Source organism: Massilia sp. CMS3.1 (genome assembly GCF_051262535.1).
In the GTDB taxonomy this organism is placed as follows: Bacteria; Pseudomonadota; Gammaproteobacteria; order Burkholderiales; family Burkholderiaceae_D; genus Telluria.
Genome location: NZ_JBIMES010000001.1, coordinates 328,757 through 349,478, shown reverse-complemented (window position 1 = coordinate 349,478; position 20,722 = coordinate 328,757). Strand labels below are relative to the sequence as shown.

Genomic DNA, 20,722 nt, shown 5'->3' with positions numbered 1-20,722 from the left:
TCAGGACTTTGCGTGCTGGAACAGGTTGAAAAAGTTGTCGGTCGTGCGGTCGGCCACTTCGCGCAGCGGCAGATCCTTGAGCGTGGCGATGTACTCGGCCACGTGCGCGACATAGCCGGGCTCGTTCATCCTGCCGCGGTAGGGCACCGGCGCCAGGTAAGGCGAATCGGTTTCGATCAGCATCCGCTCGAGCGGCACCGCGCGCGCTACGGCCTGCAAGTCTTTCGCGCTTTTAAAGGTGACGATGCCGGAGAACGAGATATAGAAACCCATCTCGATCGCCGCCTCGGCCACGTCGAGCGACTCGGTAAAGCAATGCATCACGCCGGCCACGCCGCCGTCCTTGATGCCCGCGCCCTCTTCCACCATGATCCGGATCGTGTCGACGCTGGCCGCGCGGGTATGGATGATCAAAGGCTTGCGTGTCTCGCGCGAGGCCCGGATGTGTGTGCGAAAACGCTCTCGCTGCCATTCGAGGTCGCCCTCGAGGCGGTAATAATCCAGGCCGGTCTCGCCGATCGCGATCACCTTCGGATGCTGAGCCAGTTCGACCAGCTGGGCCACGGATGGTTCCGGCGTGTCCTCGTAGTCCGGATGGACGCCGACCGAGGCATAAATATGGGGATATTGCTCGGCCAGGGCGAGCACCGAAGGAAAGTCGGGCAGGTCGACCGAGACGCACAGCGCATGCGTGACCCGGTTTTCAAGCATCTTGGCCAGCACCTCGGGCATGCGGGACGCTAACTCGGGGAAGTTGATGTGGCAGTGGGAATCGATATACATCCCGGTATTGTACGGGGAGGCGGCGAGTCGCGTCACGCGGGTCAGTCGACAACCCGTTTGCCGAGAATGATCAGGTCCCGCTCGATCCCATCCAGATTCGCAACCCTAGGGAAATTGGCCCAGGTATCGAAGCCGAACTTGCGGAACAAGGCCAGGCTCGGCACGTTGTGGCCAAAGATAAAGCCGAGCAGCGTATGCACGCGGATGGAAGGCGCAAACGCGATCGCCTGTTCCAGGCAATACCGTCCCAGCCCCTTGCCGCGCCATTGCTCCGCGATATAGATCGACAGCTCAGCCGTGCCCGAATACGCCGGACGGCCATAAAAATTCGAGTACGACATCCAGCCGATCACGGCGGGATTGTCCGACGTGTCGGCCGCGTCGTGGATGGTCCACAGCGGGCGCCGCTCCGGCGTGTGCTCGTTGAACCAGGCTTCGCGCGAGGCGACGCTGACCGGTTCGGTGTCGGCGGTGACTTCGCGCGAGGCAATGGTGGAATTATAGATGTCGACGATGACAGGTAAATCATCGCGGCGGGCAAGACGGTGGGCGTAAGACATAGTGTCGAAAAAGCGCGGGAAAGATGATTACAGGGTGTGCGTGGCGCGCGAGGAGCGCAGCGCCGCGCCCAGGATTTCTTCGATGCGGGCCTTGGCGCGCTGACCGGTTTCATCGGCCGGGAATTGCACGCCGATCCCCTGCGCCTTGCTGTTGTTGGCGCCGGCCGGGGTGATCCAGGCGATTTTGCCCGCGATCGGGTATTTGTTGACGTCGTCCATCAACGACAGGATCAGGTAGACCTCGTCGCCGATCTTGTACGGTTTATTCGTCGGCACGAACATGCCGCCGTTCTTCAGGAACGGCATATAGGCCGCGTACAGGGCCGCCTTTTCCTTGATCGCAAGCGACAGGACCGACGGCCGCGGCACGAGCGAGGCGTTCGGGTCGGTGGTATTGCCGGTCATGTTCAAGCCTTTCAAGCCGCGTTGCAGCACGCTGTATAGTCCAGCAACATGTCCTCGACAAACAGCTTGGGCGAGAGCGGATGGTCCGCCACTGCGCGGCGTTCGTTCGCGGACTTGATCGCACGTAACAGATTCGCAGTGTGCACGCTGCCGGCCAAGGCTGCAAGTTCCTTCTGGTAGCGCGGATAGTAGCGCACCGTGCCGGCCAGCTTGCTGGACAACAGGTCGTACAACCAGCGCTGCTGCCAGGACACCAGCGCCGCCAGCGGCGTCTTGCTCAGCTTGTCAGCCTGGCGCAGGGCGGACTCGGTGTTCGGCCGGGCCAGGAAGCCCAGCAGACCATCGAGTTCTTCGCGGCTGCCCCCTGCCGACTGGGCCAGCGCGGCCAGCGGCGCACCGCCCTCCTCGCGCAGCCAGCTGTCGGCGTCGTTCACGCCCTGCTCCTGCAACCAGGCCAGCGCCGCGGCGTGACCGGGTACGGCCATCGCAAACTTGCGGCAACGCGACAGGATCGTCGGCAGCAGGCGGTCCAGGCTGTTGGAGGCGAGCAGGAACACGGTGCCCGGCGGCGGCTCTTCCAGTGTTTTCAGGAGCGCGTTCGAGGCCGGCATGTTCAGGCTTTCCGCCGGATACAGCACGACCACGCGCAGGCCCCGGCGATGGGTCGACATGTTCATGAAATCGGCCAGCGCCCGGATCTGCTCGATCTTGATTTCCTTCGACGGCGCCTTGGCCGACTTCGATTTCTTATCGCCGTCGCCGGCCTCGTCGCCCTCGCCGGTGAGCTCGTCTTCCAGCGCTTCCGGCCGTACGCGGCGATAATCCGGATGGTTGTGCTGGACAAACCAGCCGCAGGAGGCGCAGCTGCCGCAAGCCTGGCCACCGGGCTGCACGTTTTCACAGAGCAGCGACTGGGCGAAGGCTTCGATGAAGTCCGCCTTGCCGATGCCGGCCGGACCGTGGAACAGGATCGCGTGCGGCAGGCGAGCGCGCATCGCGTGGAGCTGGCTCCAGGCGGCTGCCTGCCAAGGATAAATCGTCACAACAATGTCTCCAGCGCCTCACCGATCTTGGCCTGGGTCTCGGCGATGCTGCGCGTCGAATCGATGACGGCGAAGCGTGCCGGATACTGGGCGGCGCGGCGCAGGTATTCCGCGCGGCAGCGGGCAAAGAATTCGCCCTGCTCGCGCTCGAACTTGTCGAGGTCCCGCGTCGCATCCAGGCGTTCGCGCGCCACTTCCAGGGGCACGTCGAACAACAGCGTCAGGTCAGGTTGCAGGTCCGGGTGGACCCAGGCTTCGAGCGCTTCCATCTTCGCACGGTCCATGCCGCGCCCGCCGCTCTGGTAGGCGAAGCTGGCGTCGGTAAACCGGTCCGACAGCACCCAGGCGCCGGCATCGAGCGCCGGCTCGATGACCTGCGCCATGTGCTCGCGCCGGCTGGCGAACATCAGCAAGGCTTCGGTTTCCAGGTGCATTTTTTCGTGCAACAGCAGGTCGCGCAACTTTTCGCCCAGCGGCGTGCCGCCCGGTTCGCGTGAAGAAACGACTGTCTTGCCACGCGACTCCAGCAATTGCGTCACGAAGCCGATATGGGTCGACTTGCCGGCGCCGTCGATCCCCTCGACCGTAATGAATTTACCGCGCGAACTCATGGCGTGCTCGCGCCGCGCTGATACTGGTTCACGGCGCGGTTATGGTCGTTGAGGTTTTCCGAGAACTGGCTGGTGCCGTCATTGCGCGACACGAAATACAGGGCCGGGGTGTTGGCGGGCGCCAGGGCCGCGGAGAGCGACTGGGTGCCCGGCAGCGCGATCGGCGTCGGCGGCAAGCCGTAGCGGGTATAGGTGTTGTACGGCGTATCGGTCTGGAGATCCTTCTTCGCGATCTTGCCATGGTAGCGCGCGCCCATGCCGTAGATCACGCTCGGGTCGGTCTGCAGCATCATGCCGGTGCGCAGGCGGTTGACGAACACGCCGGCGATCATCGCCCGTTCGCTCTTCTGCCCGGTTTCCTTCTCGACGATCGAGGCCATGATCAGCGCTTCGTACGGTGTCTTGTAAGGCAGGTCCGCGTCGCGCTTTTCCCAGGCCGCGTTCAGGCGGGTCAGCAGCATCTGGTGCGCCTGCCTGTAGATCTGCAAGTCGCTCGCGCCCTTGGCGAACAGATAGGTATCCGGGAAGAACAGGCCTTCGGGCTGTTTGTAGGAAGGAGAGACCTTGGCCATTAATTCGGCATCCGACATCTTCGCCGTTTCATGGCGCAGCGTTTTGGCGCCATCGATCGCTTCACGCATCTGGCGGAAGGTCCAGCCTTCGATGATGGTAAGCGTTTCCTGAGCGAATTCGCCTCGCACCAGCTGGGCGAGCAGCAAGCGCGGCGAGGTATCCGGTTTCAGCTCATAGCTGCCGGCCTTGATGCGGGCGCTCTGCCCGGTCACGCGCGCGAGGATCTGGAACAGGAATGGGTTGACGGGCACACCCGCCTTGACCATTTGCTGGGCGGCGGCGCCGACGCCGCTGCCAGGGGTGATCGTGAATTCGATCGGGGGTTCGGCCGTGGTCAGCGGATCCTTGGACCACCACGCGAAAGCGCCGACGACCATGATGGGCAGGACGATCGCAGCGACGAGAGATTTTTTGATGAATGCCATTCTGTTTTGTGTGTTTCGCGGAGGCTGTTTTGCCGTCTCCGGCGCGATTTGCTCGACAACTCTATAATGAGGCCGTAATGATAAAGCCTAAACCGCGAAGCATATTGCATTTATGAGCAACTGGACAGAATATCTGGCGTCGCACGGCGCCCGCTTCCATATCGATGAAGCGACAGCGGTCGAGGATTTCGGCCGCACCTTGACGGTCGACGATCTGGCGCTTGGGTTCGTCGCGCCGGTCACCGATCTCGGCCTGATTGCGGTCGCCGGCGAGGACGCCGCGCGCTTCCTGCACAGTCAGCTGACGAACGACGTCGAGCACCTGGGTACGGGCGAAGCACGGCTCGCCGGCTTCTGTACGCCCAAGGGGCGACTGCAGGCGACCTTCCTGATGTGGCGCGACCCTGAAGCGACCGTGTGGCTGCAACTGCCGCGCTCGATCCAGGCGCCGCTGCAAAAGCGTCTGTCAATGTTCGTGATGCGCTCGAAAGCGAAGCTGCGCGATGCGACCTTTGAGGACGCCGTCGCGGCCGTGATCGGCATCGGTGGCGTCAAGGGCGAAGCCGTCCTGCGCGCCTGGGGCCTGGTCTTGCCGGACGTTGCCATGGCGAGCACGCATGACGAGCGTGGCACCGTGATTCGTTTGTCCGACGCATTCGGCGCCCCGCGTTACCTGTGGGTCACTTCGGCTGCGCATGCCCAGGCCATCCTGCCGGCGCTGTCGACGCAGCTGGTGCTCGGCGGCAACGCCGCCTGGCAACTGGCCGCGATCCACGCCGGCGTGCCGCAAGTGACCGCCGCCACCCAGGAGCAGTTCGTGCCGCAAATGATCAACTTCGAGTTGCTCGGCGGCGTGAACTTCAAGAAGGGCTGCTATCCGGGCCAGGAAATCGTCGCGCGCAGCCAGTATCTCGGCAAACTCAAGCGCAGGACGAGCCTGGCGTCGGTCGAGAACGCCGCCGCCCGCGCCGGCGACGAGGTGTTTTCGAAAGCCGACCCCGACCAGCCCTGCGGCATGGTCGTCAATGCCGCGCCGAACGGCCTGGGCGGCGCCGACCTGCTGGTCGAAACGAAGCTCGCCGCGCTGGAGGAAGACGTGCACCTGGGCGCGAGCGGCGGCGCGCCCCTGCGCTTCCTGACGATGCCCTACGCGCTGGACGCGCTCGACCTGTAGCATGATCGACCTCTACGTGTATTACAAGGTGCGCGACGAGCACGCCGCGGCACTCGCGCCACTGGTCTGCTCCCTCCAGGCCAGGGTGATCCAGCCCGGCGCCGCCCGCCTGCTGCGCCGGCCGGAAAGTCAGGGCGGCTTGCAAACCTGGATGGAAGTCTATCCGGACGTGCCCGAGCACTTTGCCGCCGATCTCGAAGCAGCTGTCGCGCACGCCGGCCTGGAGGGCCTGGTGGAAGGCCCGCGCCGTGTCGAAATTTTCATGGAGTTCCCACCATGTGCCTGATCGTATTTGCCTGGCGAGTCATCCCCGGCGTGCCGGTGATCGCTGCCGCCAACCGCGACGAATTCTATGACCGCCCGGCCGCGCCCGCCGCGCCCTGGCTTGAGCATCCCAACCTGATTGCCGGACGCGACCTCGAACACGGCGGCAGCTGGATGGGCATCACGCGCGAAGGGCCGAACGGCCCGAAATTTGCCGCGCTCACCAACATCCGCGCCCCCGGCGAAGGCCGCGCGAACGCGCCCTCGCGCGGCGAACTGGTGGCCGATTTCCTGAAGGGTTCGCTTTCAGCGGCCGAGTACCTGGACCTGATCGCCGCGCGCGGCGACGTGTACAACGGTTTCAACCTTGTGCTGGGCGACGTCGGCAACCTGTACTGGTACTCGAACCGCGCCGGCGACGACCCGCGCAATGGCCAGCCCCTGGAGGCCGGGCGCATTTACGGCGTCTCGAATGGCTTGCTCGACGCACCATGGCCGAAGGTGACGCGTACGAAAGCCCAGTTCGCCAGCCTGCTGTGCCAGGGCGCGCCCGAGGATGCCTATTTCGAAATGCTGGCCGACACCACCTGCGCGCCGGACATGCGCTTGCCGGCGACCGGCGTGCCGCTCGATCTGGAGCGCGTGCTGTCGGCGGTGTGCATCGAGACGCCGGGGTATGGAACCAGGACCTCGACGGTAGTGAAGCTGTATGAACATGCGCCGGCGGAGTTGCATGAGCGGGTTGTGCAGCCGTAAATTAGTTCCCGGAATCCGTTTGATCGAATTCAAACCTCCCGCCACCCACGGCGCTAGCGTCGTCCTTCGATGTATTCACGCACGGAGGACCACCATGCGCACTTCCCGACTCCTGTTCAGCGCCAGCCTGGCCGCGTTCCTGCTCGGTTGCCAGACCCCATCAAGGACTGGCACGATCGGCGAGCTGCCAAGCAATAACCCGACGGCTACGACGGCGGAGCTTGCTAACGGCAGCTGACACGCCATAAAAAAGCGGAGCCCGCAGGCTCCGCTTAAGGTCGCATCGCTGCCCCGTTTACAGCCGCGAGCGCAGCATCTCGCGCACGTGCGGCGTCGCTCCGTACGGATCCGGCGGATTCTTGGCGTGGACGATGGCGTCCATCCGTTCCTGCACGCCGCCCAGCGCCTGCGGGTGCGAATAGATGTAGAACTGGCCGTCGCGGATCGCGTCGAACGTGATGCGCGAGACGTCGCCCGCCGACACCTTGCCCGACTGGACCGCCTTGGTCGTCACGGCCTGCGATGCCAGTTGGCTGGCGGTCGGGCCGACATCGGGTTTGAGCTCGTCCGGACGGTTGCGGTGCGACTGGTTGATTCCGGTCGGCACGAAATACGGGCAGAGCACCGACGCGCCGATCGGGGCGTTGACCAGTTGCAGGTCGTGGTACAGCGTTTCCGAGAGCGAGACCACGGCATGCTTGGAGACGTTGTAGACGCCCATCGCCGGGGCATTGAGCAGACCCGCCATCGAGGCCGTATTCACGATATGCCCCTCGTAGTCCGGATCGCGCTTGGCGCACTCGAGCATGGCGCGCATGAAGATGCGCACACCGTGGATCACGCCCCACAGGTTCACGCCCAGTACCCATTCCCAATCGGCCTCGCTGTTTTCCCAGATCAGGCCGCCCGAGCCGACGCCGGCGTTGTTGAACACCAGGTGGATGCCGTGAAAGCGGGCGATGGCCGCGTCGGCCAGTTCCTGCACGTGCGCGCCCTTGCTGACGTCGCACACCATGGCCAGCACTTCGGCGCCGCCCGCCAGCAATTCATCGGTGGCGCGTTCGAGTGCGTCGGCCTGGACGTCGGCCAGCACCAGCTTCATGCCCAGCTCGGCGGCGCGGTCGGCGAATTCACGGCCCAGGCCGCTGCCGGCGCCGGTGATGACGGCTACCTTGCCCTTGAAATTTTTCAATTGACTCTCCTCAGACCGCGGACACGCCGCCGTCGACAGCCAGGATCTGGCCCGTGATGTGCTTGCTCGCGTCGGAGGCGAACAGCACCACCGCGCCCTTCAGGTCTTCGTCGTCGCCCAGGCGGCCCAGGGGCGATCCTTGCGCGAGCTTGTCGACGCCGATCGAAGCCAGTACGCCCTTGGTCATTTTAGATGGGAAAAAGCCTGGCGCAATCGAATTGACGGTGATCCCGTGGCGGCCCCACTCACCGGCCAAGGTGCGCGTGAAATTGACCAGGGCACCTTTCGAGGTGTTGTAGGCGATCGTGCTCATCGTGCCCGGCGCATTGCCCGCCAGCCCGGCGATCGAGGAAATGTTGATGATCTTGCCGTAGTGGCGCGGAATCATCGACAGCTTGCCGACCGCCTGCGAGACCAGGAAGATGCTGCGCACGTTCAGGTTCATGACCTTGTCCCAGGCTTCGAGCGGGTGGTCCTCGGCGGGCGCGCCCCAGCTGGCGCCGGCGTTGTTGACCAGGATATCGATCTGGCCGAGGCGGCGCAGCGCTTCCTCCACGAAAGGCTGCACGTTTGCCTCGCTCTGCAGGTCGACCGCGATGGCGGACGCCTCGATGCCGCGTGCGGTGAGGTGTGCGACAGCTTCGTCGAGTTCATCCTGCTTGCGCGCCGAAATCACGATGCGCGCGCCCTGCTCGCCAAGTGCCTCGGCCATCTGCAGGCCGAGCCCGCGCGAGCCGCCGGTCACCAGCGCCGTCTTGCCTTGCAACGAAAAAAGTTCCTGTGTAGTGCGCATGCTGTCTCCGTATTTTTTATGGTGGGGGTGTCAAACTTCGTAATCCATGCACTGGCGCCCTTCGCGCACGGCGCCGATGAAGGGCACCAGCGCCTTGTGCGTCGGGTGCATGGCGTAGGCTTCCAATGCCGCCTTGTTCTCGAATTCCGAGTACAGGACGACGTCGCAGGTCGCTTCCAGGCCCGGCTGGGCGAGCGTGACTTCGAAGGTGAGGATGCCCGGGACGATGTCCGCGCACGCGTCGAGGCGGCGCTTCATTTCACGCGCATTCGTGAGGCGGTCGGCGCCTTCGGCCTCGTCCTTGAGCTTCCACATGACGATGTGTTTGATCATATGTTCTTTCGAATCACAGCACTTCAAACAAGCCTGCCGCGCCCTGCCCGCCGCCGATGCACATCGTGACGACGACATATTTCACGCCGCGGCGCTTGCCTTCGATCAGTGCATGACCGACCAGGCGCGCACCGGACACGCCATACGGGTGGCCGACCGCGATCGCGCCGCCGTTCACGTTCAGGCGGTCCATCGGAATGCCGAGCTTGTCCGCGCAGTACAGCACCTGCACGGCAAACGCTTCGTTCAATTCCCACAGGCCAATGTCGGCCACCGTGAGGCCCGCCTTGTGCAGCAGTTTCGGCACCGCGAACACGGGACCGATGCCCATCTCGTCCGGCTCGCAGCCAGCCACCGCGAAGCCGCGGAACACGCCCAGCGGCTGCAGGCCTTTCGATTCGGCCATGCTACGGCTCATCAGGATCGAGACCGAGGCGCCGTCCGAGAACTGGCTGGCGTTGCCGGCCGTGATCACCCCGCCCGCGAGCGCGGTGCGAATCTTCGACACGGCTTCGATCGTCGTATCGGCGCGGATGCCCTCGTCGGCAGACATGGTGACTTCACGCGTCAGCAGGCGGCCGGACGCCTTGTCGGCCACGCCCATCACCGTGGTCATCGGTACGATTTCGGCCTCAAAACGACCGGCGGCCTGGGCGGCCGCGGCGCGCTGCTGGCTCTGCACGCCGTAGGCGTCCTGGCGTTCCTTCGGGATGCCATACCGTTTCGCGACCGTCTCGGCCGTCTGCAGCATCGGCCAGTAGATTTCCGGCTTGTTTGCGCGCAGCCACGGGTCGGTCATCATGTGCGTGTTCATTTCCTGCTGCACGCAGGAGATCGATTCGACGCCGCCGGCGGCGTAGATCTCGCCTTCTCCGGCGATGATGCGCTGGGCCGCCAGCGCAATCGTCTGCAGACCCGAGGAACAGAAGCGGTTGACCGTCATGCCCGGCACCGTGGTCGGGCAGCCAGCGCGCAGCGCGATCTGGCGCGCGATGTTGGCGCCCGTGGCGCCTTCCGGATTGGCGCAACCCATGACCACGTCTTCCACTTCGCCCGCTTCGATGCCGGCGCGCGCAATGGCCGCGGCCAGCACGTGGCCGCCAAGGGTGGCGCCGTGGGTCATGTTGAAGGACCCTTTCCACGACTTGGCCAGGCCCGTGCGGGCGGTCGATACGATCACTGCGTCTTGCATGCTGGTCTCCCTATAGTTGGTTTTGGACCAACCGAGAATAGCACAATTAAGTACGACCGTTCGCAAATTCTGTGAGCGGCCTCAAACGGTTGTTCCGGATCTTTTTGGCGCCGGTCGCTGTCCAAATACAGAGAGACTGGTTGGCTCCGCTACCGACAACCGAAGTCGTCAAGAAACTGTAAGTTTCCGGTAAGTTTGGAGCAAGCATGACGTAAGTTTAACGAGTCACACTGCGTCCCAGCTGACAAAGTCTCGGCTATCCGATGCGGCAATAACATTATTATACGGAGACAAAAAATGGCAGTCACACCCGGAATGACCGCGGGCGGCAAGGCAGTGCCTTCCTCGCAGGGGATGACCAAGGAAGAACGCAAGGTGATCTTTGCTTCCTCGCTTGGCACCGTTTTCGAATGGTACGATTTCTACCTCTACGGTTCGCTTGCCGCCATCATCGGCAAGCAGTTTTTCCTTGGTGATCCCACCACCTCCTTCATCTTCGCCCTGCTCACCTTCGCCGCCGGCTTCATCGTGCGTCCCTTCGGCGCCCTCGTGTTCGGCCGCCTGGGCGACATGATCGGCCGCAAATACACCTTCCTGATCACCATCCTGCTGATGGGCGCCTCCACCTTCATCGTCGGCCTGTTGCCGGGTTACGCCACGATCGGCATCGCGGCGCCGATCATCCTCGTCACGCTGCGCATCCTGCAGGGCCTGGCGCTGGGTGGCGAATACGGCGGCGCGGCCACTTACGTTGCCGAGCACGCTCCGGAAGGCAAGCGCGGCTTCTTCACCGCCTGGATCCAGACCACCGCGACCATGGGCCTGTTCCTGTCGCTGCTGATCATCCTCGCGACCCGTACCATCGTCGGCGAAGCCGAGTTCACCGAATGGGGCTGGCGCATTCCGTTCCTGCTGTCCGTCGTCCTGCTCGGCATCTCCGTCTGGATCCGCCTGTCGATGAACGAGTCGCCGGCGTTCGCCAAGATGAAGGCCGAGGGCAAGACCTCGAAGGCGCCGCTGTCGGAAGCCTTCCTGAACTGGAAAAACGCCAAGATCGTCATCCTGGCCCTGATCGGCCTGACGATGGGCCAGGCCGTGGTCTGGTACACCGGCCAGTTCTACGCCCTGTTCTTCCTGACCCAGACCCTGAAGATCGACGGCCCGACCGCCAACATCCTGATCGCGATCGCCCTGCTGCTGGCGACCCCGTTCTTCCTGTTCTTCGGCGCGTTGTCGGACAAGATCGGCCGCAAGTGGATCATCCTCGGCGGCTGCCTCATCGCCGCGGCGACCTACTTCCCGATCTTCAAGGCGATCACGCACTACGGCAATCCGGCCCTGGCACAGGCAATCGCCACCGCCCCGGTCACCGTCGTCGCCGACCCGGCCACCTGTAACTTCCAGGTCGACCCGACCGGCACCGCCAAGTTCCCTGCGTCCTGCGACATCGCCACCCGCATGCTGACCAACGCCTCGGTGAACTACACGACCGTCGACGCGCCGGCCGGCTCCGTGGCCCAGATCAAGGTCGGCGACAAGCTCATCCAGTCGTTCAACGCCGTCATGACGCCTGACAACCTGAACTTCGACGCCGACAGCAAGGCCAAGGAAGCGGCGCTCAAGACCGAAGTCGTCGGCACCCTGAAGGCCGCCGGCTATCCTGAAAAAGCCGACCCGGCCCGGATCAACAAGCCGATGCTGGTGCTGCTGCTGTTCATCCTGGTGCTCTATGTGACCATGGTCTACGGCCCGATCGCGGCGATGCTGGTCGAGATGTTCCCGACCCGTATCCGCTACAGCGCGATGTCCCTGCCTTACCACATCGGTAACGGCTGGTTCGGCGGCCTGCTGCCGACCATCTCGTTCGCCCTGGTAGCGGCCAACGGCAACATATACTATGGCCTCTGGTACCCGATCATCATCGCCCTCATCACTGTCGTGATCGGTGCGTTCTTCGTTCGCGAAACCAAGGACAACAACATCTACGCATCCGACTGAGCATCGTCCGCGTTGAAACGACAATGCCGCTGGAAACAGCGGCATTTTTTTATGGCTGGTGCCGCGCTTCAGCCAGCGGGCGCTGCGGCCACAGCGGTGATCCGGTACGCACAGCGCCGCGCCCCAGCCAGTTGATGTTCGATGCGCAGCACCGATACACCCGGCCCCAGTACCCGTCCGAACACGGCAAGCTCGGAGCGGCAGAAATCCTGGCAGCTGCGTGCGGCCGCGCGGATCGGGCAATGGTGGTCGACCAGCAGCACGCTGCCGTCCGGCTGGGGTTCGGCCTCGGCCATGTAGCCCTCGGCTTTGCGTGCGCGCGCCAGCGCGGCGACCTGTTCTGGCAGCCTTGATGACGCATCGACCTGGGAACGGTAGGCCGCTTCGACGGCGTGTTCGCGCGCGCCGATCAGGCGCCCGAGTCCTTCTTCTCCGAACAACAGGCGCAGTTGCGCGATCAGGTCCAGCGTCAACTCGGCATGGCGGTCGGGGAAACGCGCGTGGCCCGCTTCGGTCAGCATCCAGCGCCGCACCGGCCGGCCCACCTTGCCCGGGCTGTCGACATACGCCACCAGGCCTTTTTCCTGCGCCGCTTCGAGCTGGCGCCGCGCGCCCATCGACGTCAGGCCGAGCAGGCTCGAGAGCGCCTGGGCCGTCTGCGGCCCGCGGGTTTTGAGCAGCGACAGCAGCTGTTCGATCGAATTCATTTGGCCCCCACCGCGCGCTCTGCCTTGCGCGCGCTTGCGCTGCGCATGGCAAGCGCCGCCCAGACCGCCATCGCCCCGCCGACAATGAGCACGAGGCGGGTGTCGACCAGCGCCAGCAGGCCGCCCGCCAGCGCCATGACGATGTTCGCCAGGCAGAAGGTGGCCGACAGCAAGCCCATGACGGCGCCCTGGCCGAAGCCGCCGAAACGGTCCGCAGCCCAGCCCTGCACGGTCGCGTTGTAATACGCATGCGGCAAGCCAAACAGGACGATGGCCGCCAGGCCGACGCCGAGGCTGCCGAAGCCAACCGCCAAGATCGCCAGCGCCGCCAGGCCCGCCTGGACACTGGCGCGGCGCTGCGGGTCGATGTTGCTCGCGCGGCCTGCGAACAGCGCGGCAAAGGTCATCAGGGCGCACATGCCCATGTTGACGAAAGCGATCTGGCGCACGTCGTAGCGTCCGACATCGACCAGCCACAGCGGGAAGAATTCGTAGAAGGCGGCAACGCCGCAGGCGTAAGCGAAGTGGATGTAAAAGAGCGCGCGTAGCGGTGCGTGGCGCAGCAGGGTGAACGCATGGCGCTCGCGCGCCACCGCCCACCAGCGCTCGCCGGTAGCGGGCGCCGGCGTTTCCCGCGCGAGCGCAAGCGCCGCCAGCGCGGCGCCGAGCAGCAAGGCGCCGGCGGCAATCGAAAACGGCAGCGTGATCGAGACACCCACCGTCAATCCCGCCAGCAGCGGCCCGACCAGCCAGCCCAGATGAAATGCCCCGTTCAGCCAGGACAGCGCGTGGTTGCGCAAGCCTCCTTCCAGCTTTTCCGCCAGCATGGCACGCATGATCGCGCCATTCCCCTCGAGCAGACCGGTGCCGAAACGGGCCAGCAGGAACAGCGGATAGGATTCGGCGACCAGGGCCGCTGCCGTCAGGGCATGGCCGAGCGCGCCGCCGATTGCGGTCGCAAGCAGGATGCGCCGCCGTCCCAGGCGGTCGGAGACAGCTCCCAGCACGGTGCTGCCGATCAAGAGCCCGAGCGGGTTGACCATCAGCGCGATGCCGAGCAACAGTTTGGCCGGGATGCCGAGAAAGTTTGTCAGCCCGTTGCCGGTGTCGCCCCCGAACAAGGGCGCGAGGATCGGATACGGCAGCGAAGCGCCGGTCGTGGACAGCAAGCCCAGCAGGCAGGCACTGGCGATCAGCAATGCGTTGTTGGTCGAGGGTGAACGGGAGCGCATGCGCACATTCTGGTCCCGGCTCGGCAATAAGTAAATTGCTGTGTTTATTTATTGCCAGCCGGGCTCGTCACACCGCAGCCGAACGTCACGCAAGATCTCAAGCTGCGTTCTTATTCATGAAGACCGAGAGCGAGTGAGTACATGTTTTCGGCCGGATAACGGGAATACAGGTAAGCATCGAGTTCCTGCACTAAAGTACTCGCCCAGAAATAAATGTGTTTTTGGCTGCCAGAACCGGCGCGTTGCTGCGTTGCCTCGTGCTTGCAGTGCTCGCAGTGCTCGCACTGCGGCGCACTCGCCGCCTTGCACCGCATCCGGTTCTGTTTGCCAAAATTCACATTTATTCCCGGTCAAGTACTTAGCGCGTGCACGTCGGGTTGATCCGGGGTTTTAAATGTAATGCGCATGCGGCGTTCCACCAGGCCATCGTCAAGCGCACAGGCCGGCGGCCAAACCGTGCCGGGCGGCGCAGAATCGCTTTCAAGGCTAGGACAATATTCGCCTTTTAACCATGCGAATATGGGCCAGATGTGGCGCAGGAGCAATGGAAAGGACTGGAACTACAACACCGTGCCGGGCCTGTGCAGGAAATATTCGACCTTGGTGTCACTGACCGGCCGGCGTTCCCAGCCTTGCAAACGATAAAAACGGTCGGCCCGGGTATTGGCCGTCGTATCGAGTCGGGCAGATGCGTGGCCCAATTCGAAAATCCAGTTCACCGCCAGGCCCAGTAATCTCTTTGCCATACCCTGGCCTTCGTCCCCTGGATTGACAAACAAGGCCCAGATCGATCCGTCGTGTTTATCGGCGTAACAGAAAGCGGCAACCTCCCCGTCGATTTCCGCAACCCAGCCACGGCCCGCGGCTTCAAGATAGTCTTCGTACATCTGGTCGGTCACCCGACTCGGGTCGGATAACACGTTTTCAGTGACGGATAAGCGAATTCGCGACATGGCGGGAATGTCCGCGCTGCGCGCTTGTCGAAAATGTGGAGAGCGATCAAGAAACATTTATCGTGAGCGGGTTGACGATCTAGCCGGAAATTATACCGGGCATGACACAGCGTACGGATTGTTGCGAACGGTGTGTTCAGTTTCGACACACTGTTCTATCCGTGAACATGCCATGCCGCCGGCGCCCCGCCTGGCCACACGGCACAGAAATTGCTCTTGCTTTCATTCTGCAAGGGCCCGGGGGTTCTCCCCCAGCGCAGTGTGTCCGTGCATTCGACAGACCCAACCATTTTATTCTTGAGGAGATCGATCATGACCTGGAGCAAACCGGAATTCATCGACTGGCGTTTTGGCTTCGAAATCACGCTTTACATCGCCAAGCGCTAAGCGCCAAGCGCGCGTTTCACCGGAAACCGTGCCCCGGAACTTAGCCCCGGGCGCACGGTCCTCCGAACAACCGGACAACACATGAAGATCATCGTCTTGGGCTCGGCGGCGGGTGGCGGTTTCCCGCAGTGGAACTGCAACTGCCGCAATTGCGCCGGCCTGCGCAGTGGAAGCTTGCGCGCCACGGCGCGCACCCAATCGTCGATTGCAGTCTCAAAAGACGGCAACGACTGGGTGCTGATCAACGCTTCGCCCGATATTCTGGCGCAGATCCGCGCCACGCCGGCCTTGCAGCCTGCGCGGAGCAGGCGCGATTCCGGCATTGCCGCCGTGATGCTGATGGATGCCCAGGTCGACCACGTCACCGGCCTCTTGATGCTGCGCGAGGGAAAAACGCTGCCGCTCTACTGCAGTGCATCGGTCTGGGACGACCTCAATACCAGTCTGCCGCTCGTTCCCGTCCTGTCGCACTACTGCGGCGTGCGCTGGCACGCGCTGCATGCCGTGGATGGTGGCCCGGCCATGCTGCCGGTGGAGGTGCCGGGCATCGAGGGCATCCGCTTCACGCCGCTATCCTTGACCAGCAAGGCGCCGCCGTATTCGCCGCACCGGACCCATCCCGGCGTGGGCGACAACATCGGCCTCCTGATCGAGGACCTGGACAAGGGAACATCCGTGTTCTACGCACCCGGACTCGGCGCCATCGAGCCGCATGTGGAGGCCGCCCTGCGCGGCGCCGACTGCGTGCTGGTCGACGGCACCTTCTGGACCCAGGATGAAATGACCGAACTCGGGTTCTCGCGCAAGAGCGCGGCCGACATGGGCCACCTGCCGCAATCGGGCGCGGAGGGAATGATCGCCGTGCTCGACAGCATCGATGCGCGCCGCAAGATCCTCATCCACATCAACAATACCAACCCGATCCTCGACGACGACTCGCCGCAGCGCGCTACCCTGGCGCGCCATGGCATCGAGGTCGCTTTCGACGGCATGGAGATCCACCTATGACGCTTCCACCCTGGAGCCGCAGCGAATTTGAAGCGCAACTGCGCGCATGCGGCGCCGGTTACCACATCCATCACCCGTTCAACGTCAGGATGAACAGCGGGCAGCTGAGCGGGGACCAGCTACGCGGCTGGGTCGCGAATCGCTTCTATTACCAGGTCAACATCCCGCAGAAAGACGGCGCCATCATCGCCAACTGCCCCGACCGGGAAACCCGGCGCAAGTGGGTGCGCCGGATTCTCGACCATGACGGCTGGGACGACAACGAGGGCGGCATCGAAGCCTGGGTGCGCCTTGGCGCGGCGGTCGGCATCGACCCGGTGGCGCTGTGGTCACAACGGCTCGTCGTGCCCGGCGTGCGCTTCGCCGTCGACGCGTATCTCAACTTCGCCCGCCAGGCGCCCTGGCAGGAAGCGGTCTGCTCCTCGCTCACTGAAATGTTTGCGCCGCAAATCCACAAGGACCGCCTGGCCAACTGGCCGGAACACTACGGCTGGATCGACCCCGAGGGCTTGCAGTATTTCCGCAGCCGGATTTCGCTGGCCGAGCGCGACGTCGAGCACGGCTTGCAGGTGACGCTCGGCCATTTCACGACCCGTGCCCAACAGGGCCGCGCGCTGGAGATCCTGCAATTCAAACTCGATGTCCTGTGGGCCATGCTGGACGCGATCGATAAAGCCTATCCCTGAACAGCGGAGACCGACATGAACACCCTGCCCGACAAACCATCGCTGTCCCGCGTGTTTCGCATGCAGTGGGAGGAAACGCAGAACAAATACGTCCTGCTGTATCCGGAAGGAATGGTCAAACTGAACGGGAGTGCGGCCGAGATCCTGAAACGCTGCGACGGCCAGCGCAGCATACCGGCCATCGTCGCCGACTTGGAACAGGCCTTCGGCGCCAGCGGCCTGCAGGACGATGTCGACGATTTCCTGCGCGCCGCCAACGAACGCGGCTGGCTTGCCTGAGGGAGCGTCCATGAACGCTCCCCTGCCCCCGGCCGGAATCGCGGCGCCCCTCTGGCTGCTGGCCGAGCTGACCTACCGCTGCCCGCTCCATTGTGCCTTCTGCTATAACCCGGTCGACTACACGCGTGAGAAAGCCGAGCTCTCCACCGCCGGGTGGTTCGACGTCATGCGCCAGGCGCGCGCACTCGGTGCGGCCCAGCTCGGCTTCTCGGGCGGCGAACCCATGCTGCGGGACGACCTCGAGGAGCTCGTCGGCGAAGGCCGCCGGCTCGGCTTCTACACCAACCTGATCACGTCCGGCATCGGTCTCACCGAAACGCGCCTGGCGCGCATGAAGGCACTTGGCCTCGACCACGTCCAGCTATCGTTCCAGGACTCGACGCGGGAGATGAACGACTTCCTCTCGAGCACCAGGACCTTCGACCTCAAACTGCAGGTCGCAAAGCTGATCAAGCAATACGACTATCCGATGGTGCTCAATGTCGTGCTGCACCGCTTCAACCTCGACCATGTCGGCCGGATCATCGAGATGGCGCTCGAGATGGGTGTCGAGTACCTCGAACTGGCGAATACGCAGTATTACGGCTGGGGTCTTGTCAACCGCGCTCAGCTCATGCCGACGCGCGAGCAACTCGTGCGCGCCGAGGCCGTGGTCAACGACTTCCGCGCCCGAATCGGCAACAAGGTACGGATCCTGTTCGTCGTGCCGGACTATTTCGAGGAACGCCCGAAGGCCTGCATGAACGGATGGGGCTCGGTCTTCCTCGGCATCGCGCCCGATGGCACGGCCCTGCCCTGCCATGCGGCGCGCTCGCTGCCGGGCATCGCGTTTCCCAACGTGCGCGATTTTTCAGTGGAGGAGATCTGGTACGCCAGCGGCGCCTTCAATCGCTACCGGGGCGATGCATGGATGAAATCGCCTTGCCGCAGCTGTCCCGAGAAGGACAAGGATTTCGGCGGCTGCCGTTGCCAGGCCTATGCAATGACGGGCGACGCGGAGAATGCCGACCCGGTGTGCGCCAGGTCGCCGCACCACGCCGAGCTGCAGACCATTGTCATGCAAGCGCAGCGCGGACAGGCAGAAGCCGCAGCGCAACCGATCGTGTTTCGCACCGACCTCAATTCGCGCCGTATCGGTACTGTGGGAACATGAAGTCGCCAGCGCAACGAAAGACGCCGCTGCAGGCAGCGGCGTCGCGGTCACTTCAAGCCGGCGCTATCAGCCGTTAAACCCCTTGCCCTCGCCTGCCAGGCGTTCGAGCAGCGGGGCCGGCTTCCAGGCGTCGCCATGCTTGCCGCGCGCAAAACCGCGCATGGATTCGAGCACGTTCGGCAGGCCGACCGTGTCCGCGTACAGCATCGGGCCACCGCGGTGCAGCGGGAAGCCGTAGCCGGTCAGGTAGACCATATCGATGTCGGACGCGCGCAGGGCGATGCCTTCTTCCAGGATCAGGGCGCCCTCATTGACCAGCGCGAACAGCAGGCGCTGGACGATTTCCTGGTCCGATACCTTGCGCGACTCGGCGCCGCTCGCCTGCAATTGCGACATGATCAGGTCGTTGACGACCGGCGACGGATAGGCCGTGCGGTCGCCCGCCTTGTAGTCGTACCAGCCGGCACCGGTCTTCTGGCCAAAGCGGCCCTGTTCGCACAGCAGGTCCGGCACCTTCGAGTAGTCGATGTCCGGGGTCTCGATGGTGCGGCGCTTGCGGATGTACCACCCGATGTCGTTGCCGGCCAGGTCGCTCATGCGGAACGGTCCCATGGCAAAACCGAATTTCTCGATTGCCTTGTCGATCTGTTCCGGCAGCACGCCTTCTTCCAGCAGGAAGAAGGCCTGGCGCAGGTACTGTTCCAGCATGCGGTTGCCGATGAAACCGTCGCACACGCCCGACACCACGCCGGTCTTTTTGATCTTCTTCGACAGCGCCAGGGCGGTCGCCAGCACGTCCTTGCCGGTTTCCTTTCCGCGCACGATTTCCAGCAGCTTCATCACGTTGGCCGGGCTGAAGAAGTGCAGGCCGATCACGTCCTGCGGACGCTCCGTGAAGGCGGCGATGCGGTCGAGGTCGAGCGTCGAGGTGTTCGAGGCGAGGATCGCGCCCGGCTTCATGACCGCGTCCAGCTGGCGGAACACGGTTTCCTTCACGCCCATGTCTTCGAACACGGCTTCGATCACGATATCGGCCTGGGCAATCTCCTCGTACGACAGGGTGCCGCTGATCAGGCCGATGCGCTGGCCCGCCTTTTCGGGTGACAGTTTGCCCTTCTTGACCGTGTTTTCATAATTCTTGCGGATCAATGCCAGGCCTTTATCCAGTGCTTCCTGCTTCGTTTCCAGGATCGTGACCGGAATGCCGGCGTTCGCGAAGTTCATGGCGATGCCGCCGCCCATGGTGCCGGCGCCAATCACGGCTGCCCGGGCAATATTGCGGGTCGGGGTGTCGCCTGGCACGTCCGGCACCTTGCTCGCTGCGCGTTCGGCGAAGAAGGCATGGCGCAGTGCTTTCGATTCGTCGGTCTGCGCCAGCGCCAGGAAACGATCGCGCTCGTACTTCAAGCCCTCTTCGAACTTCATCGTGACGGCGGCTGCCACGCACTCGACGCATTCGAGCGGCGCCGGGAAGACGCCGGCCATGGCCTTCACGGTGTTACGCGAGAACTGCAGGAAGGCTTCATGGTTCGGATAATCGACCTTCAGGTTGCGCACTTTCGGCAGCGGACGGGCGTCGGCGATGCCGTTCGCAAATTCCACGGCGGACGCCACCAGGTCAGCGCCTTCGGCGAATACCTTGTCGAACAACTTGGTCTCGGCCAGCAGTTCGGACAGCACCGGGTTGCCTGAGACAATCATGTTCAGGCCAAGCTCGAGGCCGACGACGCGCGGCAGGCGCTGGGTGCCGCCGGCGCCCGGGACCAGTCCGATCTTGACTTCCGGCAGGCCGATCTGGGCGCCACGCGTAGCGACGCGGTAGTGGCAGCCGAGCGAGAGCTCGAGGCCGCCGCCCATGCAGACGCCGTGGATGGCGGCCACGACCGGCTTGACCGAATTCTCGGCCGTCGCGATCAGGGTGTGCAGGGTCGGCTCGGTCAGCGCTTTCGGTGAGTTGAATTCGCGAATGTCCGCCCCGCCCGAAAACACCTTGCCGGCGCCGGTGATCACGATCGCCTTCACGGCATCGTCCTCGGCGGCGCGGCGCAGCGCTTCCACAGCCGCGGTACGGGTGTCCATGCCGAGGCCATTGACCGGTGGATTGTTCAGGGTGATGACGGCAACGCTGCCATGCACGACGTAGTCTGCACTCATGTCTCTTCCTTTTTAATAGTTGAACCAGCACTTTCAACTATAACGCCAAAAAGTACGGTCG

Annotated in this window: 24 protein-coding genes; 10 read left to right on the top strand and 14 right to left on the bottom strand. The window is 63.9% G+C overall.

The genetic code is table 11. The annotated features are described in order from the left end of the window. The 6 genes from ACHAC9_RS01475 to mltG are packed head-to-tail and all read right to left on the bottom strand — an operon-like array spanning nt 1 to nt 4,400. On the bottom strand, nt 1-783 hold the full coding sequence (locus ACHAC9_RS01475; protein ID WP_435756411.1) for a TatD family hydrolase: 783 nt from the start codon (nt 781-783) through the stop codon (nt 1-3). 41 nt (nt 784-824) lie between these two features. After that, nucleotides 825-1,343, bottom strand: coding sequence for an N-acetyltransferase family protein (locus ACHAC9_RS01470; protein WP_435756409.1), 519 nt, complete (start codon nt 1,341-1,343; stop codon nt 825-827). A gap of 27 nt (nt 1,344-1,370) precedes the next feature. Beyond that, nucleotides 1,371-1,748: a PilZ domain-containing protein gene (locus tag ACHAC9_RS01465; RefSeq protein ID WP_435756407.1), complete on the bottom strand. Its 378-nt coding sequence runs from the start codon at nt 1,746-1,748 to the stop codon at nt 1,371-1,373. 11 nt (nt 1,749-1,759) lie between these two features. Continuing rightward, nucleotides 1,760-2,743 carry a DNA polymerase III subunit delta' gene (holB, locus tag ACHAC9_RS01460; RefSeq protein ID WP_435757231.1) on the bottom strand — a complete coding sequence of 328 codons (984 nt, stop codon included), beginning with the start codon at nt 2,741-2,743 and terminating at the stop codon, nt 1,760-1,762. A gap of 44 nt (nt 2,744-2,787) precedes the next feature. Beyond that, nucleotides 2,788-3,402, bottom strand: coding sequence for a dTMP kinase (gene tmk / locus ACHAC9_RS01455; RefSeq protein ID WP_435756405.1), 615 nt, complete (start codon nt 3,400-3,402; stop codon nt 2,788-2,790). Beyond that, a complete protein-coding gene (gene mltG, locus ACHAC9_RS01450; RefSeq protein WP_435756403.1) occupies nt 3,399-4,400 on the bottom strand; it encodes an endolytic transglycosylase MltG in 1,002 nt (333 codons plus the stop codon). The genes tmk and mltG overlap by 4 nt, the downstream gene beginning before the upstream one ends. A gap of 112 nt (nt 4,401-4,512) precedes the next feature. Here mltG and ygfZ point away from each other — a divergent pair, with 112 nt between their 5' ends. The 4 genes from ygfZ (at nt 4,513) to ACHAC9_RS01430 (ending at nt 6,832) form a co-directional block, all read left to right on the top strand. Further along, the gene (ygfZ, locus tag ACHAC9_RS01445; protein ID WP_435756401.1) at nt 4,513-5,574 is read left to right on the top strand and encodes a CAF17-like 4Fe-4S cluster assembly/insertion protein YgfZ; all 1,062 of its coding nucleotides are present in this window, start codon (nt 4,513-4,515) and stop codon (nt 5,572-5,574) included. A gap of 1 nt (nt 5,575) precedes the next feature. Further along, nucleotides 5,576-5,860, top strand: coding sequence for a DUF4936 family protein (locus tag ACHAC9_RS01440; RefSeq protein ID WP_435756399.1), 285 nt, complete (start codon nt 5,576-5,578; stop codon nt 5,858-5,860). Continuing rightward, nucleotides 5,851-6,594 carry an NRDE family protein gene (locus ACHAC9_RS01435; protein WP_435756397.1) on the top strand — a complete coding sequence of 248 codons (744 nt, stop codon included), beginning with the start codon at nt 5,851-5,853 and terminating at the stop codon, nt 6,592-6,594. The genes ACHAC9_RS01440 and ACHAC9_RS01435 overlap by 10 nt, the downstream gene beginning before the upstream one ends. Before the next feature lie 94 nt (nt 6,595-6,688). Next, complete coding sequence (locus tag ACHAC9_RS01430) at nt 6,689-6,832, top strand: hypothetical protein (protein WP_435756395.1); 144 nt, start codon at nt 6,689-6,691, stop codon at nt 6,830-6,832. Nucleotides 6,833-6,889: 57 nt separating this feature from the next. On the opposite strand, the gene ACHAC9_RS01425 is transcribed toward ACHAC9_RS01430, so the two are convergent. Genes ACHAC9_RS01425 through ACHAC9_RS01410 form a run of 4 tightly spaced genes read right to left on the bottom strand, consistent with a single transcriptional unit; the run spans nt 6,890 to nt 10,104 of the window. Next, nucleotides 6,890-7,786 carry an SDR family oxidoreductase gene (locus ACHAC9_RS01425; RefSeq protein ID WP_435756393.1) on the bottom strand — a complete coding sequence of 299 codons (897 nt, stop codon included), beginning with the start codon at nt 7,784-7,786 and terminating at the stop codon, nt 6,890-6,892. 10 nt (nt 7,787-7,796) lie between these two features. After that, entirely contained in the window at nt 7,797-8,579 is a 783-nt protein-coding gene (locus tag ACHAC9_RS01420) for an SDR family oxidoreductase (RefSeq protein ID WP_435756391.1), read from the bottom strand. A gap of 30 nt (nt 8,580-8,609) precedes the next feature. Next, complete coding sequence (locus ACHAC9_RS01415) at nt 8,610-8,912, bottom strand: Dabb family protein (protein ID WP_435756389.1); 303 nt, start codon at nt 8,910-8,912, stop codon at nt 8,610-8,612. A gap of 13 nt (nt 8,913-8,925) precedes the next feature. After that, entirely contained in the window at nt 8,926-10,104 is a 1,179-nt protein-coding gene (locus ACHAC9_RS01410; RefSeq protein ID WP_435756387.1) for an acetyl-CoA C-acyltransferase, read from the bottom strand. 297 nt (nt 10,105-10,401) lie between these two features. On the opposite strand from ACHAC9_RS01410, the gene ACHAC9_RS01405 reads away from it, so the two are divergent. Further along, nucleotides 10,402-12,102, top strand: coding sequence for an MFS transporter (locus tag ACHAC9_RS01405; RefSeq protein WP_435756385.1), 1,701 nt, complete (start codon nt 10,402-10,404; stop codon nt 12,100-12,102). Nucleotides 12,103-12,170: 68 nt separating this feature from the next. On the opposite strand, the gene ACHAC9_RS01400 is transcribed toward ACHAC9_RS01405, so the two are convergent. The 3 genes from ACHAC9_RS01400 to ACHAC9_RS01390 all read right to left on the bottom strand — a co-directional run bounded on the left by ACHAC9_RS01400 (nt 12,171) and on the right by ACHAC9_RS01390 (nt 14,994). After that, nucleotides 12,171-12,809, bottom strand: coding sequence for a helix-turn-helix transcriptional regulator (locus ACHAC9_RS01400; RefSeq protein WP_435756383.1), 639 nt, complete (start codon nt 12,807-12,809; stop codon nt 12,171-12,173). Then, on the bottom strand, nt 12,806-14,041 hold the full coding sequence (locus tag ACHAC9_RS01395) for an MFS transporter (protein ID WP_435756381.1): 1,236 nt from the start codon (nt 14,039-14,041) through the stop codon (nt 12,806-12,808). Before ACHAC9_RS01395 ends, ACHAC9_RS01400 begins: the two co-directional genes overlap by 4 nt. A 560-nt stretch (nt 14,042-14,601) precedes the next feature. Further along, the gene (locus ACHAC9_RS01390) at nt 14,602-14,994 is read right to left on the bottom strand and encodes a GNAT family N-acetyltransferase (RefSeq protein ID WP_435756379.1); all 393 of its coding nucleotides are present in this window, start codon (nt 14,992-14,994) and stop codon (nt 14,602-14,604) included. A gap of 312 nt (nt 14,995-15,306) precedes the next feature. On the opposite strand from ACHAC9_RS01390, the gene pqqA reads away from it, so the two are divergent. The 5 genes from pqqA (at nt 15,307) to pqqE (ending at nt 18,507) form a co-directional block, all read left to right on the top strand. Further along, entirely contained in the window at nt 15,307-15,381 is a 75-nt protein-coding gene (gene pqqA / locus ACHAC9_RS01385; protein ID WP_435757229.1) for a pyrroloquinoline quinone precursor peptide PqqA, read from the top strand. 81 nt (nt 15,382-15,462) lie between these two features. Further along, nucleotides 15,463-16,389 (top strand): pyrroloquinoline quinone biosynthesis protein PqqB, encoded by a 927-nt coding sequence (pqqB, locus tag ACHAC9_RS01380; RefSeq protein ID WP_435756377.1) that lies wholly within the window; start codon nt 15,463-15,465, stop codon nt 16,387-16,389. After that, nucleotides 16,386-17,075, top strand: a complete 690-nt coding sequence (pqqC, locus tag ACHAC9_RS01375; RefSeq protein WP_435756375.1) for a pyrroloquinoline-quinone synthase PqqC — start codon at nt 16,386-16,388, stop codon at nt 17,073-17,075. The genes pqqB and pqqC overlap by 4 nt, the downstream gene beginning before the upstream one ends. 15 nt (nt 17,076-17,090) lie before the next feature. After that, complete coding sequence (gene pqqD, locus ACHAC9_RS01370; protein WP_435756373.1) at nt 17,091-17,354, top strand: pyrroloquinoline quinone biosynthesis peptide chaperone PqqD; 264 nt, start codon at nt 17,091-17,093, stop codon at nt 17,352-17,354. Nucleotides 17,355-17,364: 10 nt separating this feature from the next. After that, nucleotides 17,365-18,507 carry a pyrroloquinoline quinone biosynthesis protein PqqE gene (pqqE, locus tag ACHAC9_RS01365; protein ID WP_435756371.1) on the top strand — a complete coding sequence of 381 codons (1,143 nt, stop codon included), beginning with the start codon at nt 17,365-17,367 and terminating at the stop codon, nt 18,505-18,507. 66 nt (nt 18,508-18,573) lie between these two features. Here the strand turns inward: pqqE and ACHAC9_RS01360 are convergent, their stop codons facing one another. Beyond that, the gene (locus tag ACHAC9_RS01360; protein ID WP_435756369.1) at nt 18,574-20,661 is read right to left on the bottom strand and encodes a 3-hydroxyacyl-CoA dehydrogenase NAD-binding domain-containing protein; all 2,088 of its coding nucleotides are present in this window, start codon (nt 20,659-20,661) and stop codon (nt 18,574-18,576) included. Nucleotides 20,662-20,722: the final 61 nt, after the last annotated feature.

What these genes read in the sequence shown, in the direction of transcription:
- pqqE (WP_435756371.1), top strand. Translation starts at nt 17,365, where the DNA reads ATGAACGCTCCCCTGCCCCCGGCCGGAATCGCGGCGCCCCTCTGGCTG.
- ygfZ (WP_435756401.1), top strand. Translation starts at nt 4,513, where the DNA reads ATGAGCAACTGGACAGAATATCTGGCGTCGCACGGCGCCCGCTTCCAT.
- ACHAC9_RS01430 (WP_435756395.1), top strand. Translation starts at nt 6,689, where the DNA reads ATGCGCACTTCCCGACTCCTGTTCAGCGCCAGCCTGGCCGCGTTCCTG.
- ACHAC9_RS01475 (WP_435756411.1), bottom strand. Translation starts at nt 783, where the DNA reads ATGTATATCGATTCCCACTGCCACATCAACTTCCCCGAGTTAGCGTCC.
- ACHAC9_RS01390 (WP_435756379.1), bottom strand. Translation starts at nt 14,994, where the DNA reads ATGTCGCGAATTCGCTTATCCGTCACTGAAAACGTGTTATCCGACCCG.
- ACHAC9_RS01435 (WP_435756397.1), top strand. Translation starts at nt 5,851, where the DNA reads ATGTGCCTGATCGTATTTGCCTGGCGAGTCATCCCCGGCGTGCCGGTG.
- holB (WP_435757231.1), bottom strand. Translation starts at nt 2,743, where the DNA reads ATGCGCGCTCGCCTGCCGCACGCGATCCTGTTCCACGGTCCGGCCGGC.
- mltG (WP_435756403.1), bottom strand. Translation starts at nt 4,400, where the DNA reads ATGGCATTCATCAAAAAATCTCTCGTCGCTGCGATCGTCCTGCCCATC.
- ACHAC9_RS01465 (WP_435756407.1), bottom strand. Translation starts at nt 1,748, where the DNA reads ATGACCGGCAATACCACCGACCCGAACGCCTCGCTCGTGCCGCGGCCG.
- pqqB (WP_435756377.1), top strand. Translation starts at nt 15,463, where the DNA reads ATGAAGATCATCGTCTTGGGCTCGGCGGCGGGTGGCGGTTTCCCGCAG.
- pqqD (WP_435756373.1), top strand. Translation starts at nt 17,091, where the DNA reads ATGAACACCCTGCCCGACAAACCATCGCTGTCCCGCGTGTTTCGCATG.
- ACHAC9_RS01400 (WP_435756383.1), bottom strand. Translation starts at nt 12,809, where the DNA reads ATGAATTCGATCGAACAGCTGCTGTCGCTGCTCAAAACCCGCGGGCCG.
- tmk (WP_435756405.1), bottom strand. Translation starts at nt 3,402, where the DNA reads ATGAGTTCGCGCGGTAAATTCATTACGGTCGAGGGGATCGACGGCGCC.
- ACHAC9_RS01395 (WP_435756381.1), bottom strand. Translation starts at nt 14,041, where the DNA reads ATGCGCTCCCGTTCACCCTCGACCAACAACGCATTGCTGATCGCCAGT.
- ACHAC9_RS01360 (WP_435756369.1), bottom strand. Translation starts at nt 20,661, where the DNA reads ATGAGTGCAGACTACGTCGTGCATGGCAGCGTTGCCGTCATCACCCTG.
- pqqC (WP_435756375.1), top strand. Translation starts at nt 16,386, where the DNA reads ATGACGCTTCCACCCTGGAGCCGCAGCGAATTTGAAGCGCAACTGCGC.
- ACHAC9_RS01405 (WP_435756385.1), top strand. Translation starts at nt 10,402, where the DNA reads ATGGCAGTCACACCCGGAATGACCGCGGGCGGCAAGGCAGTGCCTTCC.
- ACHAC9_RS01470 (WP_435756409.1), bottom strand. Translation starts at nt 1,343, where the DNA reads ATGTCTTACGCCCACCGTCTTGCCCGCCGCGATGATTTACCTGTCATC.
- ACHAC9_RS01410 (WP_435756387.1), bottom strand. Translation starts at nt 10,104, where the DNA reads ATGCAAGACGCAGTGATCGTATCGACCGCCCGCACGGGCCTGGCCAAG.
- ACHAC9_RS01440 (WP_435756399.1), top strand. Translation starts at nt 5,576, where the DNA reads ATGATCGACCTCTACGTGTATTACAAGGTGCGCGACGAGCACGCCGCG.
- ACHAC9_RS01415 (WP_435756389.1), bottom strand. Translation starts at nt 8,912, where the DNA reads ATGATCAAACACATCGTCATGTGGAAGCTCAAGGACGAGGCCGAAGGC.
- ACHAC9_RS01420 (WP_435756391.1), bottom strand. Translation starts at nt 8,579, where the DNA reads ATGCGCACTACACAGGAACTTTTTTCGTTGCAAGGCAAGACGGCGCTG.